This is a genomic window from Asticcacaulis excentricus (assembly GCF_003966695.1).
GTDB classification, from domain to species: domain Bacteria; phylum Pseudomonadota; class Alphaproteobacteria; order Caulobacterales; family Caulobacteraceae; genus Asticcacaulis; species Asticcacaulis excentricus_A.
In genome coordinates, this window is sequence record NZ_AP018828.1 from 340,001 (window position 1) to 356,418 (window position 16,418).

The window sequence follows — 16,418 nt, forward strand, 5'->3', positions numbered from 1 at the left end:
GTCCGAACCGGTGTCTGTTGAAAAAGACTCGGATGACTTGTGGATAGGGGTGAAAGGCCAATCAAACCTGGACATAGCTGGTTCTCCGCGAAATCTATTTAGGTAGAGCGTCGGATGTATTCCTTGGGGGGTAGAGCACTGGATGGATGCGGGCGGCGCGAGCTGTACCAATTCTAACCAAACTCCGAATACCCAAGAGAACTGTCCGGCAGACACACGGCGGGTGCTAACGTCCGTCGTGAAAAGGGAAACAACCCTAACCATCATCTAAGGCCCCCAAGTTATGGCTAAGTGGGAAACGATGTGGGATTGCATTGACAATCAGGAGGTTGGCTTAGAAGCAGCCATCCTTTAAAGAAAGCGTAACAGCTCACTGATCAAGCGATCCTGCGCGGAAAATGTAACGGGGCTCAAGCCATACGCCGAAGATATGGGTTCACGTAAGTGAGCGGTAGCGGAGCGTTCCGTAAGCCTGAGAAGGTCAATCGTGAGGTTGGCTGGAGGTATCGGAAGTGAGAATGCTGACATGAGTAGCGATAAAGAGTGTGAGAGACACTCTCGCCGAAAGACCAAGGGTTCCTGCGTAAAGCTAATCTGCGCAGGGTTAGCCAGCCCCTAAGGCGAGGCCGAAAGGCGTAGTCGATGGGAATCCGGTGAATATTCCGGAGCCAGTATGAAGTGACGGATGGTGTAAGTTGTACGTGCTTATTGGATTGTACGTGCAGCGAAGCTGTCCCTGGAAATAACTCATACATAGACTGTACCCGAAACCGACACAGGTGGTCAGGTAGAGCATACCAAGGCGCTTGAGAGAACTATGCTGAAGGAACTCGGCAAATTACACGCGTAACTTCGGGATAAGCGTGACTCACCTTGCGCAAGCAGGACTGAGTGGCACAAGCCAGGGGGTAGCGACTGTTTATCAAAAACACAGGGCTCTGCGAAGCTGTAAAGCGACGTATAGGGTCTGACGCCTGCCCGGTGCCGGAAGGTTAAAAGGAGGGGTGCAAGCTCCGAATTGAAGCCCCGGTAAACGGCGGCCGTAACTATAACGGTCCTAAGGTAGCGAAATTCCTTGTCGGGTAAGTTCCGACCTGCACGAATGGCGTAACGACTTCCCCACTGTCTCCAGCATAGGCTCAGCGAAATTGAATTCCCCGTGAAGATGCGGGGTTCCCGCGGTCAGACGGAAAGACCCTATGAACCTTTACTATAGCTTCGCCTTGGCGTTAGCAGCAACATGTGTAGGATAGGTGGGAGGCTATGAAGCAGGGGCGCCAGTCTCTGTGGAGCCATCCTTGAAATACCACCCTTATTGCTGTTGGCGTCTAACCGCGGCCCGTCTATCCGGGTCCGGGACATGGCGTGGTGGGTAGTTTGACTGGGGCGGTCGCCTCCCAAAGTGTAACGGAGGCGCGCGATGGTGGGCTCAGAACGGTCGGAAATCGTTCGCTGAGTGCAATGGCATAAGCCCGCCTGACTGCGAGACTGACAAGTCGAGCAGAGACGAAAGTCGGCCATAGTGATCCGGTGGTCCTGCGTGGAAGGGCCATCGCTCAACGGATAAAAGGTACTCTAGGGATAACAGGCTGATTTTGCCCAAGAGTCCATATCGACGGCAAAGTTTGGCACCTCGATGTCGGCTCATCACATCCTGGGGCTGGAGCAGGTCCCAAGGGTATGGCTGTTCGCCATTTAAAGTGGTACGTGAGCTGGGTTCAGAACGTCGTGAGACAGTTTGGTCCCTATCTGCCGTGGGTGTTCGAGACTTGAGAGGATCTGTCCCTAGTACGAGAGGACCGGGATGGACATACCTCTGGTGGACCTGTCGTGGCGCCAGCCGCGCAGCAGGGTAGCTAAGTATGGAATAGATAACCGCTGAAAGCATCTAAGCGGGAAACTAACCTCAAAACAAGGTCTCGCTGAGGATCGTGGTAGACGACCACGTTGATAGGCTGGGTGTGGAAGCTCCGTGAGGAGTGAAGCTAACCAGTACTAATAATCCGATCGGCTTGATCGTTCCCTCAAATAAACGCACCGTGCGCGCTCAAACAGCGAGAGCGTTAGCGCATACAAAAACACCGTGCTCGTTCTTCATTCAATGTCTTCTCAGCTTGAACGTTATTGACCTGGTGGCTATGCCGGCCGGTCCCCACCCGATCCCATTCCGAACTCGGTCGTTAAGCCTGCCTGGGCCAATGGTACTTCGTCTTAAGGCGCGGGAGAGTAGGTCGCCGCCAGGTCTATAACGTTCATGTAACCAAACCCTTCAGGCACAAATATATCAAAGGCCGGATCGCTCAGCGTTCGGCCTTTTTTGTTGTCCAAAGCCCTGTTGGCGTGACTTTGAAAAGTCGTGGTAAAAGTCGGGGGCGACTGCGTTTTTAGGATTGAGCGCCCAAGCGGTTTAGCTTAGGGTCCGCCCTGTCCAAGGCCTCAACAGGCCTTACGCCCCAACGGGCACCCGTAGCTCAGCTGGATAGAGCGTTGCCCTCCGAAGGCAAAGGTCGTGCGTTCGAATCGCGCCGGGTGCGCCATAAACAAACAGCCTCCCTCAAAAGGGGAGGCTGTTTGTTTATGGGGGACTCTGCCGGTTGGAGGCACCTGCGTTCGGCGCGACCCGGAAGGGCGCGCGACGCCGAAGGCGCCCCGAAGGGGTAAGCCGCGTTAAAACGCGGCGCATCAATCGCGTCGGGTGCGCCCCTAGGGAGTCTCTTTTTTGCGACACGTAAAACTGCCTCGATATAGCGGAACAGTACATGCCGAGTCGCCGCCTGCTCAGTGATATGAGTCGATGGTATGTCGGCGAAAAAGCCGTGTTGGTGCATTTGCGGAGAGCGCCAAGCAAGCAATTCTGATGTCTGTAAAAAAATGCTTGCTGATTTTTAGCAAGCATGCATACTTCGGGTTCAGCAAGCATGAGTGTTGAAATGACTGATTCCCCTCAATCTAAAGGCGGCAAAAGCCGCGCTGAAAAACTGTCTGCGGATGAGAGACGAGAAATCGCTCGTCAAGGGGCTCAAAAGCGATGGGCTAAGCTTAAAGATCTGCCGCAGGCAACTCATGGGTCTGCTGACCAGCCACTTAAAATAGGTGACGCTGAAATTCAATGCTATGTGCTCGCGGATGGCCGGCGTGTCATATCGCAGCGCGGAATGAACGCAGCGCTTCAAAGAGCAGAGTCCGGTTCGATTAGTCGTCGTAAGCCGGTCTATGACGCTGTCGGCAATCTGCCATCTTTCTTGTATCCCAGCAATATTAGAAGCTTTATTTCGAATGACTTAGCGTTATCGGCTACTACGCCTATAGAATTTAAACTGCCGGGAGGAAACACTGTAGGGCATGGATATCCCGCAGAAATGTTGCCTGAAGTTTGTTCTGTATGGATGCAAGCAAAAGAGGCTGGTGTCCTTACCCCAGCTCAAATGAAGACTGCTGCTGCTGCCTCGATTATTGTTCAAGCTATGGCCAAGGTGGGCATAGTCGCTCTGGTGGATGAGGCGACAGGCTATCAAAGTGAACGTGAGCGAGGAGAACTTCACAGGCTGTTAGAGGCCTATCTATCGGAAGAGCGCCTAGCATGGGCTAAGCGGTTCCCGGATGAGTTTTATAAGCAAATCTATCGACTAAAAGATTGGACTTGGCCTCCTAATGGCAGAGCAAAGCCACCGGTGCTAGGGCACATAACAAATGATATTGTTTATGAGCGCCTTCCTACTGGTGTCCTGCCTAAATTACGCGAACTGAATCCAGCTGATGAAGAGTCTAAGAGGAGAAAATTCAAGCATCACCAGTTTCTGTCCCCAGAAGTAGGTCAGCCCGATCTGAGAGATCATATCCTTCAAATATTGCCGCTTATGAAGGTCTCAAAAACATGGGATGGCTTCAAAAAGTTGTTGGAACAAGCATTTCCTAAATCAGGAGATCAAGGACGATTGGATTTATAACTTGTTCAACTCCATCACGTTCTGTGTGGTGCCTATTTAAGCGCCTTACATCGTGCCCACAAAAAACCCCCTGCATCCGAAGACGCAGGGGGCGCAAAGCGCTTCAAAATAAAAGCCCTTAGTCCAGCTTCACCACTACGACCGACTTGGCCGGGATGGTCAGTTCCAGCGTGCCGTTCTTGATCTTGCCGCCCTTGAAGGGGGCCAGAGAGATGGTTTCCGGCTGGCCCGGCACATTGTGGGCGTCCATCTTGTCGGCCGTCAGGACGTCACCCGACACTGATTTGGCTTTCAGCGTGCCGAGGTTGATGTTCAGCACATAGCCTTCGGTCAGGTTGGTATTGGCGACGCCGATATAGGTCTTGCCGTCCTTGGCCTTGGCGGCGGTGACGTTAAAGGCCGGATAGTCCTGAAGCACGCCCTTACCGTCCTTGCCTTGCAGGTTCGGGGCGGTCACGTCGAGCGGGATGAGGGTGGCGTCCTGGAACGGCACGTACATCTTGTAGGCGTAATAGGTCGGCGTCAGGGCCATCTTTTCCTTGTCGGTCAGGATCATGGCCTGAAGGACGTTGATGGTCTGGGCGATATTGGTCATCTTCACGCGGTCGGTATGGCGGTGGAAGATGTTGAAATTATAGGCCGCCACAATGCCATCGCGCAGAGTGTTCTGCTGATAGAGGTGGCCGGGATTGGTACCGGGCTCAACGTCGTACCAGGTGCCCCATTCATCGACATAGAGGGCGATGCGCTTGGTCGGATCGTGCTTGTCCATGGCCGCAGTATGATCGCTGATGATCTTGTCCATGCGCGAGGTCTGATAGAAGGTTGAATACCACTGATCGACGGGGAAGTTGGTCGCCGGGCCCTTCTTCGACCAGTTGGCGGTCGGCAAGGTGTAATAGTGCAGCGAGATGGCGTCCATGCGCTTGCCGGCACGGCCGACCACGACGTCGGTCCAGTTGACGTCGTCGGCATTGGAGCCCGAAGCAACGCGCACGGCCGGATTGTCCGTGCCCTTATGGAAGAAGGCCGAGAAACGGCGATAGACGTCGGCATAGTATTCCGGGCGCATTTCGCCGCCGCAGCCCCAGCTTTCGTTGCCAATGCCGATGAAGGGCACCTTGAACGGCTTGTCACGGCCATTGGCACGGCGCTCCTTGGCCAGATCGTCCTCACCGGGGGAGGTCATATATTCGATCCATTCGCGCATCTCGGTCGGGTTGGACGAACCGACATTGACCGCCAGATAGGCTTCCGAGCCCGTCTGTTCGATAAAATCGAAGAATTCGTGCGTGCCGAACTGATTGGTTTCCGGCGTGCCGCCCCACCAGTTGTTCTTGCGCACCGGGCGTTTGGCCGGATCGCCGATGCCGTCGCGCCAGTGGTATTCATCGGCGAAGCAGCCGCCGGGCCAGCGGACGTTGGGCATCTTGATGGCTTTCAGGGCCGCCACCACGTCATTGCGGATACCGCGCGTGTTGGGGATGGACGAGTCCTTGCCCACCCAGATGCCTTCATAGACGCCGAGGCCGAGGTGTTCGGAAAACTGACCGTAGATGTGGCGGGGGATTTCCAGCCCCGGCTGATCCGGTTTCAGTGTGGCGTCGATTTTGGCCGGGGCCGCAAAGGCCGTGGTGACCGAACAGCCGACAGTGGCCGTCAGCGCCAGGGCGGTGAGAGATTTCAACATGGGCTTACCTCTTTGGGGGTGATGTGTCGGGTGGGATAGGGACGTTGGCAGGTGGCACTGCCTCCCAAGCCTCTTATTATGTCCTACAATTAGCACGGCCTTGGGTGAAATCAACCGTGTTCAAGCGCATTCCGAAAAGTGTGAGGCGGTTTTGGCTTCGCCGAACTCCGTTTCGGAATCAAATGCGCGACGCGTCCTATGCGGCCGATTGAATGGTGGTAACGCACCCATGACGGCCTTTTGACCGCTGCGTGAACGACAAAAGTGTAAGGTGGTCAGGTGCTTACGCTTCGGTCTTAGTGGCCACATAGCGAAGCGACCTTTTATAATGGCATCCTTATGGCCCGTTCGGCCATTTAAGAAGCCCTGACCCTGCGGTGCGCCTTTCGCCCTTTTGTGCCCCGCTGACCGGCCCGATTCTGCGGCCAGAGGCTTTGTTTTGCGAAGCCATGACATTGACGGTTTGATGTATGATATTACCTGAGCGGCTGGACGCGCGGACGACCGCGCTGTTCCTCGATATAGACGGCACTCTGGCCCACATCCGCCCGCGTCCGGAGGATGTCGGCCCGGAGCCCAGACGCACCGACCTGCTGGGGCGGGCGCGCCGCGTACTGGGCGGACGGCTGGCCATTCTGTCAGGCCGCTCGATTGCTGAGATTGACTATATTACCGGCAATACGGTGCGGGCTGTGGCGGGGGTGCACGGAGTGGAACGCCGCGATGCCGAAGGGGAGCGCCGCGATCAGATTCTGACCGAGCCGGTGCGCCACGCGCTGGAGCAGGCGTTACTGGTCTTAAGCGGCCTGGCGGAGCAGAAATCCGGCGTGCTGATAGAGGCCAAGGGGCCGTCGATCGGCGTGCATTACCGCCTCAATCCGCAGGCCGAGGGCATGGTGAAAACCATCACCGCCAATATCGCGCAAAATTCGCCTCTGGTCCTGCAACCGGGCGACCGTGTGGTCGAGCTGCGCGCGCCGGGCCCGGACAAGGGCGACGCCTTGCGTGCGTTCATGAATGAGCCGCCGTTTGAAGGCTTTCGACCGGTGTTTGTCGGCGACGACCTGACCGACGAACACGCCTTTCGGGCGGCCGCGCGACTGGGCGGCTTCGGCATATTGGTGGGGGAGGCGAGGGAGAGTGCCGCCGCCTTCCGTCTGCCCAATGTGCAGGCCGTGCTCGACTGGCTGGAAGCGGGGGTAACCCATCATGCCTGATCAGTCGTCTCCCGTGCCGGTCACGGCGACCGCCTCCGCCCCAAGCCGCGGACCGCTCAGCCATACGCTCGATCTGGGGCTGATCGGCAATGGCACGGTGTCGGCCCTGATCGACGACCGCGGCAACTGGGTGTGGGCCTGCATCCCGCGCTTTGACGGCGACCCGGTGTTCAGCAACCTGCTGAGCGGTGTGGCGGCGAGCGAGGCGACGGCGCAGGGCGTGTGGGCCATCGACCTGATCGGTCTGGCGCGCGCCGAACAGGCCTATGAACGCAACAGCGCTGTCCTGCGCACCGTCCTGACCGACGAAAAGGGCGCGCAGCTTGAGATTCTCGACTTCTGCCCGCGCTTTCGCCACCATGAGCGGCAGTATCGACCCGTGGCCTTCTGCCGTCTGCTGAGGCCCCTGAGCGGCGCGCCGCGCATCCGCGTGCGGCTGCGGCCTATGCGTGATTACGGCACAGAGCGCGCGCCGCATTCCTTCGGCTCCAACCATATCCGCTTTATGGGCACGGACACCGATCTGCGCCTGACCACCAACTGCCCCGTCTCGCACCTGCTGAACGAACGCACCTTCCGCGTCGAGGAGCCGCTGGCCTTCTTCCTGGGGCCGGATGAGCCGTTTTCGACCGGCATCCTGCAAGGGGTGCGCGACATGTACGAGCAGACCGACGCCTACTGGAAGCGCTGGGTGCGCACCCTCTCCCTGCCGCTGGAGTGGCAGGAGGCGACCATCCGCGCCGCCATCGCCCTGAAGCTATGCGTCTATGAAGAGACGGGCGCCATTGTGGCGGCCATGACCACCTCCATCCCCGAAGCCCCGGATTCCGGGCGCAACTGGGATTACCGCTATTGCTGGATCCGCGACGCCTATTATGTGGTGCAGGCCCTGACGCGGCTGGGGGCGGTCGATATCCTCGAAAACTACCTGAAATATCTGCGTAATATCGTCGATCAGGCGGGTGAGGGGCCCATCCAGCCCGTCTATGGCATCGGCTTCGGCCCGGAACTGCCGGAAACCGAGGCGAAGGCCTTGCCCGGTTATGGCGGCATGGGGCCGGTGCGCGTCGGCAATCTGGCCTATATCCAGCATCAGCACGACGTCTATGGGCAGATCGTCCTGTCGTCGGTGCACGCCTTCTTCGATCAGCGCCTGCTGCAACCGGGGACGGAAAGCGATTTCCGCACGCTGGAACGCATGGGCGAGCGGGCTTTGGAGGTGTTTGACAAGCCCGATGCCGGCCTGTGGGAATACCGCACCCTGTCCAACATCCATACCTATTCGGCCCTGATGTGCTGGGCGGCTTGCGACCGGCTGGAAAATGCGGCTCTGGCGCTGGGGCTGGCCGACCGTGCTGAGGTGTGGCGCGGCCACGCCCGCACCATCCGCGCCGCCATCGAATCGCGCGCCTTTTGCGGCGAAGGCGGCAGTTTCAGCGCCTGTTTCGACCACGCGCAACTGGATGCCAGCCTGCTTCAGATGATCGACCTACGTTTTTTGACGCCCGACGATCCGCGTCATCTGGCGACGCTGGCGGCGGTCGAGGCCGGGTTGCGGCGTGGCGAGCACATGCTGCGCTACGCCGTGCCCGACGATTTCGGCGAGCCGGAAACGGCGTTCAACTTCTGCACCTTCTGGCTGATCGAGGCCCTGCACCACGCGGGCCGCAGCGATGAAGCGCGCACCCTGTTCGACGGGATGCTGAAACGACGGACCGCGGCCGGTCTGCTGTCCGAAGATACGGCCTACGACGACGGCCAGTTGTGGGGCAACTACCCGCAAACCTATTCGCTGGTCGGGATCATCAACTGCGCCGGGCTGCTCAGCCGCCCGTGGCGCGATGTCAGATAGGAGAGTGCTATGGGGCGACTGATCGTTGTATCCAACCGCGTCAACCCGCCGAGCGACGCCAGCGTCGGCACGCAGGGTGGGCTGGCCATGGCCCTGTCGGCAGCCCTGCGCGAAGAAAACGGCATCTGGTTCGGCTGGTCCGGGCAGACGACCGAGGCCTTTACCGGCCATCTGTCGATCCAGAAGATCGGCGGCGTCACCGTCGCCCTGACCGACCTGGAGGCGCAGGACGTGCAGGAATATTACAACGGCTACGCCAACCGCACCTTGTGGCCGCTGTTCCATTACCGCACCGACCTCGTGGCCTTTGAGCGCAGCTTTGACGAGGGTTACTTGCGCGTCAATCATCGCTTTGCCGATACCCTGTTTCCGCTGGTCGAGAAAGAAGACCTGTTGTGGGTGCAGGACTATCATCTGCTGCCGCTGGCCTCGATGCTGCGCAAGCACGGGGTGAGCAACCGCATCGGCTTTTTCCTGCACATTCCGTGGCCAGCCATGCGCGTGTTTCAGACCCTACCCAAGCATCGCGAGCTGGTGGAAACCCTGTTCGACTATGATCTGCTCGGCTTTCAGACCGAAGACAGTCTCAATGCCTTTCAGGAATATGTGGTCCACGCCGCTGAGGGCGAGAGGTTGCCCGATGGCCGCCTGCGCGCCTTTGGCAAGACGATCCGCGCCGGAGCCTTTCCCATCGGCATCGACAGCGAGGACTTCACGGCGGCCGCCACCTCGGACAAGGCGCTGGCCTTCTACAATCTGATGCGCAATTCGCAGGCCGGGCGCAAGATGATCACCGGTGTCGATCGGCTCGACTATTCCAAGGGGCTGGAGGAGCGTTTTCTGGCCTATGAGCAGTTCCTCAACAACCATCCGCGCATGGAGGGCGAGGTCTTCCTGATGCAGATCGCCACGGCGACGCGCGAGGAGGTCAATACCTATCAGGAACTGCGCGCACGGCTCGACAGCCTGTCCGGGCGCATCAATGGCGAACACGCCACTATCGACTGGGTGCCGGTGCGCTATGTCAACCGCGCCTATCGCCGGGATGAGCTGGCGGGCATCTATCGCGCCTCGCACGTCGGGCTGGTGACGCCGTTGCGCGACGGCATGAATCTGGTCGCCAAGGAGTTTGTGGCCGCGCAGGACGAACGCGATCCGGGGGTGCTTATCCTGTCGGAATTTGCCGGGGCGGCGGCGCAGATGCAGGCGGCGCTGATCGTCAACCCGTTCGACCGGCAGGCCATGGCCGAAGCCATTGCCGAGGCGGTGCACATGCCGCTCAAGGAACGCCGGCAACGCCACGAAGACCTGATGCGCGGCGTGATGGCCGAGGACGTGGTGTGGTGGCGCAACGACTTTGTGGCCAAGCTGAAAGGCGAAGGCGAGGTGACGCCGGACGGCGACACCTTTCCGGACGGACAGTCCGACGACAGGGTCGTGACCTTACCGGTGGCCAGCTAACCCTCCTCCCGGAGCCGAAGGCACAGGGAGGAGGCGACATAACTTATACCAACGGCCGAAGATGCTGACCGCATCCGGCCGTTGAAAACTCGAGAATGTCTCATATGTGTCGGCAACATGAGACATTCTCGAAAGGAATACCAAGAGTCATTTTCAATGACCCCTGCTATTAAGCGGCAGCCAGTTCGCTCAGGGCCTTGGCGGCGCTTTCAATCGCCGCGGCCTTGATGTCGGGACCAAAGGCCATGGCTTCCGAGCGGATAAAGGTCACGTCGGTGATGCCGATGAAGCCCAGCAGCGTGCGGATATGGCCTTCCTGAAAGTCCATGACCGAGGCGGGGCCTTCGGAATATTTGCCGTCGCGGGTTTCGATGACCACGGCCTTCTTGCCCTTGACCAGACCTTCCGGGCCGGACTCGGTGTAGCGGAAGGTGCGACCGGCGCGCAGCACGTAGTCAAACCACGTCTTCAGCAGGGCCGACATGCCGAAATTGTACATCGGCGCGCCGAGGACGAGGATATCAGCCGCCTCAAGCTCCGAGACGCGCGCTTCGACGGTTTCGGCCAGGGCCGAGGCTTCGGCGCTCTCGCCGATATTGTCGAAGAAGCCGTTGATGTTCGAGGCGCTCAGCACCGGCAACGGGTTGAGGCCGAGGTCGAGTTCGATGAACTGCGTCTTGGCGTCGGCCTTCAGCAGGCTATCCTTATAGGTTTCGACCAGTTGGCGCGAGATCGAGCCTTCGCCCTTGATCGAGGAATTGACGATGAGAACCTTGGACATGGTAGTCTCCTTGCGTAAAAGATAACCGTAACAGATACGATTCTATATTTGGGGTAAGCCTGATCCGTCAAGAGGGGACGGGTCAGACATCAGGGTTTCAGAGCGGAGGGATTTCTATAATCGCTCCGCTCAAGCCGCCATTGAGGCGGCGGCCAAGGTGGCGGAGCCACCGCCCGGCGAGGGGCTAAATTAAAAACGCCCGGCCTGATAGTCGGCAAAGGCCTGATAGATTTCCTGCGGCGTGTTCATGACGAACGGACCGTGGCGGGCGATGGGCTCCTTCAGCGGCTGACCCAGCACGACCAGCACGCGGGCGCCGTCAAGACCGCCGCTGAGCGGCAGTTCGGCACCGTCGCTCAGGACCGCCGCCTGACCGCGCGCCACGCTTTGACCGTTGATCAGGGCGTCGCCATCGAAGACATAGGCGAAACCGGCATGGCCTGCGGGCACGGGCAGGGCGAGGGCGGCCCCGCCGTCGAGCGACACATCGGCGATAAACGGCTTCGTCGTCGGCGACTGGATCGGCCCGGTCTGGCCCTGATAGGTCCCGGCTAGCAGCTTGACGGAAGCCTCCGAATGGCGGACCACCGGGATGGTGTTGGCGGGCACATCCTTATACTGCGGATCGAGCATCTTTTCCCTGGCGGGCAGGTTCAGCCACAACTGAAAGCCCTGCATCAGGCCGTCTTCCTGCTCCGGCATTTCGGAGTGGACGAGGCCGCGCGCCGTGGTCATCCATTGCACGTCGCCGGGGCCCAGAAGCCCTTCATTGCCTTTGGAATCCTTATGGCGCATCCGCCCGGCCAGCATGTAGGTGATGGTTTCAAAGCCGCGGTGCGGATGGTCGGGGAAGCCGGCAATATAGGCCTGCGGGTCGTCCGAGCGGAACTCATCCAGCATCAGGAAGGGATCGACCTCCGGCAGGGCCTGCGTGCCCAGAACGCGGGTCAGCTTGACGCCCGCGCCATCAGTGGCCGGCAGGCCGCGCACGAGGCGGGTAACGCTGCGTTGTGTGGTCATGGTGGTGTCTTTCCATACGCGGGAGCGGGGGCTCCCCGTGTTGACGAGACCTATAGCCGGGTTTATGCGTTGTCAGAAGCCTGCAAAAATGAACCCCGGTGTTTCGCACAGAGCAACGCTAGTATCGTGAATTTGAAGTTCGCTTCATTCTGATATCGAGAGCCGGGCGAACTTCAAATTCAAAACGATACTAGATACAATAAGTTGCTAGTGTCCCGTTGAATCTGAAATTCGCCAGAGGGCGATATCAAGCGCATGCGAATTTCAGATTCAGGACACTAGAAAGAGGGACACCCATGACCCCCGGAGTCGATCTCGACGACCTCAACGCCTTCTTTCTGGTGGTGGAAACCGGTTCCTTTGCGCGGGCGGCCGACCGGCTGGGGGTCGCCAAGTCCATCGTCTCACGCCGCGTAGCGCACCTCGAAGACCAGTTGAAAGCGCGGCTTCTGACGCGCACGGCGCGCGGCACCCAGACCACCGATGTGGGCGCGCTCTATTACGCCAAGGCGCGCGAAGCCATGGCGCAGCTTGAGGCGGCGCAGGAGGCGGTCAATGACGCCATGCTGGAGGTTGCCGGGCCCATTCGCCTGTCGGCGCCGCTGAGCTTTGGCGTGTCGCACCTGGCCCCGGTCCTGACCGAATTTGCCGTCCGCAACCCGCGCATCGAGTTGGATGTCAGCTTTGATGACCGCAAGGTCGATGTGCTGGGCGGCGGCTTTGACGTGGTGATCCGTATCGGCGAACTGACCGACTCGACGCTGATCGCGCGTCGCATCGGTCATATCAACGGCATGATCGTCGCCAGCCCCGACTATCTGAGCCAGAAGGGTACGCCGCAGACGCCCGACGATCTGGGGCAACTCGATTGCCTCCTCTACACCAATGTTGCTCCCGGCGACGTCTGGCGCTTCGTGGTCAATGGCGAAGAGCGCATGGTGCGTATCCCGGTGCGCCTGCGCTCGGACAATGGCGACATGCTGCTCAGCGCGGCGGTGGCCGGATTGGGCGTGGCGCGCCTGCCGGCCTTTATCAGCAGCGAGGCCATTGCGTCGGGGCAGGTGGTACCCATCCTGCCGGAGTATAATACCACCGTGCCTCTGTGCGCCGTCATGCCGCCCGGTCGTTCGCGCACGGCGCGGGTGCGGGCGCTGGTCGATTTTCTGGCCCTGCGCTTCGCCAACGAGGTCTTGTAAACGCGCCGCCTACGGAAGATTGTTGCGGGTGCGAAAAGGGGCTTGTCAGGCTTGGTGAAACGTTTAAGTTCATATTTGATAACACGGAGGCGGTGATGGAGCCGGAGGATTTCGACCGGTTGAGCGAAGGGGCGGCGGCCTTTTTGGGCCTGTCCCTCAGCGAGGACAGTCAGGCGGCGGTGAGCGCCACTCTGCGGCTTCTGCATCAGCACGCGGCCATTATCGAGGATGCGTTTAGAGTGGATTTCGTTCAGCCTGAATCGAAATTCCGCTCTAACATTTTGTTTTGTCGCGCATTTGATTCCGAAAACCGTTTCACACTTTTCGGAATGCGCTCTAAGGACACCGAGGCATGAGCGACACCCGCAGCGCGCTCGATCTGGCCAATGCCATTGCCCGCCGCGAGATCACGGCGGAAGCGGTGGTGCGTCAGGCGGTCGAGGCGGCGCTGAGTGATCCCTTTTGCGCCTTTACCCGCGTCTTTGCCTCCGAAGCCGTGGCCAGTGCGCAGGCCGTTGATCGCGGCGAGATGTCCGGGCCTCTGGCCGGGGTGCCGTTTGCCGTCAAGGACCTGTTCGACGTGGCGGGGCAGGTGACCACCGCCGGGGCCAAATTGCGCCTTGGCGCGGCAGCGGCGACGCAGGACGCCGAGGTGGTGCGCCGTGTGAAGGCCGCCGGGGCTGTGCTGATCGGCACGCTGAATATGGACGAATTCGCTTACGGCTTTGCCACGGTCAATACCCATTTCGGCACCACGCTGAACCCGCACGATCCGTCGCGGCTGGCCGGGGGCTCTTCCGGCGGGTCGGCGGCGGCGGTAGCGGCGGGGTTTGTGCCGCTGAGCTTGGGGTCAGACACCAATGGCTCGGTGCGCGTGCCGGCCTCGCTGTGCGGCGTGTGGGGGATGCGCCCGGCGCAAGGGGCGGTGCCGCTGGACGGCGTGTTTCCGTTTGTCGAAGCGCTCGATACGGTCGGGCCGTTTGCGCGCAGCAGCCGAGACCTGCGCCGCCTCTATGAGGTGCTTGCCGGTGAGGCGCTGACCGGGGGCAATCAACCGTTGCGCATTGCGCGGCTGGACGGCTTTTTCGCGCGCAATGCCGCCCCGGAAGCGGTGAGCGCCGTCGATACACTGATGGCGCATCTGGGGGGCAGCGCCGTCGCGGAGTTGCCGCAGGCCGAGGCCGGGCGTTCGGCGGGCTTTGTGATGACGGCGGCGCTCGGTGGGGCGCTGCATCTGGACACCTTGCGGGCGCGGGCGCAGGACTATGATCCGGCGGTGCGCGACCGGCTGATCGCCGGGGCCATGCTGCCCGCGGCTGTGCTGGATAAGGCGTTGCGCTATCGTGACCATTATCGCAGGATTTTCTATCAACTGTTTGATCAGTTTGATGTTCTGGTCGCTCCGGCGACGCCCTGTTCTGCCCCGCTGATTGAGGCGGGGACCATCCTGATCGACGGCAAACCGGCCCCGGCGCGCGCCCATCTGGGGATCTATGCGCAGGCCATTTCGCTGACCGGCGTGCCGGTGATCGCCGCGCCGCTGAAGACCGACGGCCTGCCCATCGGCCTGCAAATCATCACGCGACCGGGCCTGGAAGGCGCGGTGTTCGACCTGATGCACCGGCTGGAGGACGAAGGCGTGCTGGGCTTTACGGCACCGGGAGGCCGCGCATGATCCATACGGCGGCATCCCTCAGGGGCATGGTCACGGCGCCGCACCATCTGGCGGCACAGGCGGGGCTCGACATCCTCAAACGCGGCGGCACGGCCATCGAGGCGGCGGTGGCCACGGCAGCCGCGCTGGCCGTCGTCTATCCGCACATGAACTCTATCGGCGGCGACAGCTTCTGGATCGTGCGCGAACCTGACGGGTCCGTGCACGGCGTCAGTGCCTGCGGCGCGGCGGCGCACGGTGCCACGCTCGACCTCTATAAGGGCCACGCCCGCGTACCCTGGCGCGGGCCTTTGGCGGCCAATACGGTGGCGGGCACCGTCTCCGGCTGGGAGGCGCTGTTGCAGCGGATGGCCGATCCCCTGCCGCTGGAGGCGCTGCTGGAAGCGGCCATCCACTACGCCGAAAAGGGTGTTGTGCTCACCAAAGGCGGAGCCGACATCGCTGCCGCCAAGGACGTCGAGCTGAAGGATCAGTACGGCTATGGTGCGGTGTTTCGGCCTGACAATCAACCATTGAAAGAAGGCGCGATCCTGACGCAACCGGCTCTGGCCAAGGCGCTGAAGGCGTTGGCGAATAAGGGATTGCGCGATTTCTACGAAGGCGATCTGGCGCGTGTCATTGCGGCTGATCTCGGTCGCGCCGGGTCGCCGGTCTCTGGCGACGACTTGCGCGCCCACCGCGCCACGACGCCCGTGCCGTTGACCACGCGCCTGCGTGGGGCGCAGCTTTACAACATGACCCCGCCGACACAGGGCTTTGCGTCCTTGCTGATACTGGCCCTGTACGACCGTTTGGGGGTCGAGGGACACGACCATTTCGACCATCTGCACGGCCTGATCGAAGCCACCAAACAGGCGTTTTTGCTGCGTGATCAGCATATTGGCGACCCGGCCTATATGGCGTTCGACGCGCAGGCCCTGCTGTCCGACGCGGCGGCGCTCGACGCGCTGGCGGCCACCATCGACCGCGCACAGGCCCTGCCGTGGCCCTATGAGCCGCAACAGGGCGACACGGTGTGGTTCGGGGCCATCGACGCCGAAGGTCGTGCCGTCAGCGCCATTCAAAGCACCTATTTCGAGTTCGGTTCGGGCCTCGTCCTGCCGGAAACGGGCATTATCTGGCAGAACCGCGGGGCGTCGTTCCGTCTGGTCGAAAGCGGCTGGAACGCCCTGAAGCCGGGGCGCAAGCCGTTCCATACGCTCAATCCGGCGCTGGCGGTCTTTGAGGACGGGCGGGTGATGAGCTATGGCACGATGGGCGGTGAGGGGCAGCCGCAGACGCAAGCCGCTGTTTTCAGCCGGTATAATGCCGGTATGCCGTTGCAGGCAGCGATCACCGCGCCGCGCTGGCTTTTGGGCAAGACCTGGGGTGAGGAGAGCGTGTCGCTCAAGCTCGAAGGCCGGTTTGAGGCAGAGTTAATTGAGAACTTAAAGAAAGCGGGGCATCAAACTGAAATCGTATCTGATTTCACTTCTATGATGGGCCATGCCGGGGCGCTGGTGCGTCATGCCGACGGGCGTATCGAAGGGGCCACCGATCCGCGTTCGGATGGCGGGGTGGCCGCATGGTAGAGGTGGTC

The 16,418-nt window shown here is 60.6% G+C and carries 11 protein-coding genes, 1 tRNA gene and 2 rRNA genes (1 of these 14 cut by a window edge); 11 read left to right on the top strand and 3 right to left on the bottom strand.

The window, feature by feature from the left end; all coding sequences use genetic code 11:
- The 4 genes from EM6_RS12640 to EM6_RS12655 form a co-directional block, all read left to right on the top strand.
- A 23S ribosomal RNA gene (locus EM6_RS12640) occupies positions 1-2,020 on the top strand (it extends 758 nt beyond the left edge of the window).
- Between the two features lie 108 nt (positions 2,021-2,128).
- Positions 2,129-2,243, top strand: a 5S ribosomal RNA gene (gene rrf, locus EM6_RS12645).
- 217 nt (positions 2,244-2,460) lie between these two features.
- A tRNA-Arg gene (locus EM6_RS12650) sits at positions 2,461-2,537 on the top strand.
- A gap of 393 nt (positions 2,538-2,930) precedes the next feature.
- On the top strand, positions 2,931-3,947 hold the full coding sequence (locus EM6_RS12655; RefSeq protein WP_172961258.1) for a P63C domain-containing protein: 1,017 nt from the start codon (positions 2,931-2,933) through the stop codon (positions 3,945-3,947).
- Positions 3,948-4,065: 118 nt separating this feature from the next.
- Here EM6_RS12655 and EM6_RS12660 read toward each other — a convergent pair whose 3' ends face one another.
- Positions 4,066-5,637: an alpha-N-arabinofuranosidase gene (locus tag EM6_RS12660; RefSeq protein WP_126423529.1), complete on the bottom strand. Its 1,572-nt coding sequence runs from the start codon at positions 5,635-5,637 to the stop codon at positions 4,066-4,068.
- A gap of 470 nt (positions 5,638-6,107) precedes the next feature.
- On the opposite strand from EM6_RS12660, the gene otsB reads away from it, so the two are divergent.
- From otsB to otsA, 3 genes are read left to right on the top strand one after another with little or no spacing between them, the layout of a single operon-like run.
- Positions 6,108-6,854: a trehalose-phosphatase gene (gene otsB / locus EM6_RS12665; RefSeq protein WP_126423530.1), complete on the top strand. Its 747-nt coding sequence runs from the start codon at positions 6,108-6,110 to the stop codon at positions 6,852-6,854.
- Positions 6,847-8,706, top strand: a complete 1,860-nt coding sequence (locus tag EM6_RS12670; RefSeq protein ID WP_232037167.1) for a glycoside hydrolase family 15 protein — start codon at positions 6,847-6,849, stop codon at positions 8,704-8,706. Before otsB ends, EM6_RS12670 begins: the two co-directional genes overlap by 8 nt.
- Before the next feature lie 9 nt (positions 8,707-8,715).
- The gene (gene otsA / locus EM6_RS12675; RefSeq protein WP_126423531.1) at positions 8,716-10,167 is read left to right on the top strand and encodes an alpha,alpha-trehalose-phosphate synthase (UDP-forming); all 1,452 of its coding nucleotides are present in this window, start codon (positions 8,716-8,718) and stop codon (positions 10,165-10,167) included.
- A gap of 169 nt (positions 10,168-10,336) precedes the next feature.
- Here the strand turns inward: otsA and EM6_RS12680 are convergent, their stop codons facing one another.
- Both EM6_RS12680 and EM6_RS12685 read right to left on the bottom strand, forming a co-directional pair.
- Positions 10,337-10,948, bottom strand: a complete 612-nt coding sequence (locus EM6_RS12680) for an FMN-dependent NADH-azoreductase (RefSeq protein WP_126423532.1) — start codon at positions 10,946-10,948, stop codon at positions 10,337-10,339.
- A 189-nt stretch (positions 10,949-11,137) separates the two neighbouring features.
- A complete protein-coding gene (locus EM6_RS12685; RefSeq protein ID WP_126423533.1) occupies positions 11,138-11,968 on the bottom strand; it encodes a pirin family protein in 831 nt (276 codons plus the stop codon).
- Positions 11,969-12,264: 296 nt separating this feature from the next.
- On the opposite strand from EM6_RS12685, the gene EM6_RS12690 reads away from it, so the two are divergent.
- The 4 genes from EM6_RS12690 to EM6_RS12700 all read left to right on the top strand — a co-directional run bounded on the left by EM6_RS12690 (position 12,265) and on the right by EM6_RS12700 (position 16,410).
- Positions 12,265-13,164: a LysR family transcriptional regulator gene (locus EM6_RS12690; protein WP_126423534.1), complete on the top strand. Its 900-nt coding sequence runs from the start codon at positions 12,265-12,267 to the stop codon at positions 13,162-13,164.
- Between the two features lie 95 nt (positions 13,165-13,259).
- Positions 13,260-13,520, top strand: a complete 261-nt coding sequence (locus tag EM6_RS17400) for a hypothetical protein (RefSeq protein ID WP_172961259.1) — start codon at positions 13,260-13,262, stop codon at positions 13,518-13,520.
- Positions 13,517-14,839 carry an AtzE family amidohydrolase gene (locus EM6_RS12695; RefSeq protein ID WP_126423535.1) on the top strand — a complete coding sequence of 441 codons (1,323 nt, stop codon included), beginning with the start codon at positions 13,517-13,519 and terminating at the stop codon, positions 14,837-14,839. Before EM6_RS17400 ends, EM6_RS12695 begins: the two co-directional genes overlap by 4 nt.
- Complete coding sequence (locus EM6_RS12700) at positions 14,836-16,410, top strand: gamma-glutamyltransferase family protein (protein ID WP_126423536.1); 1,575 nt, start codon at positions 14,836-14,838, stop codon at positions 16,408-16,410. The genes EM6_RS12695 and EM6_RS12700 overlap by 4 nt, the downstream gene beginning before the upstream one ends.
- Positions 16,411-16,418: the final 8 nt, after the last annotated feature.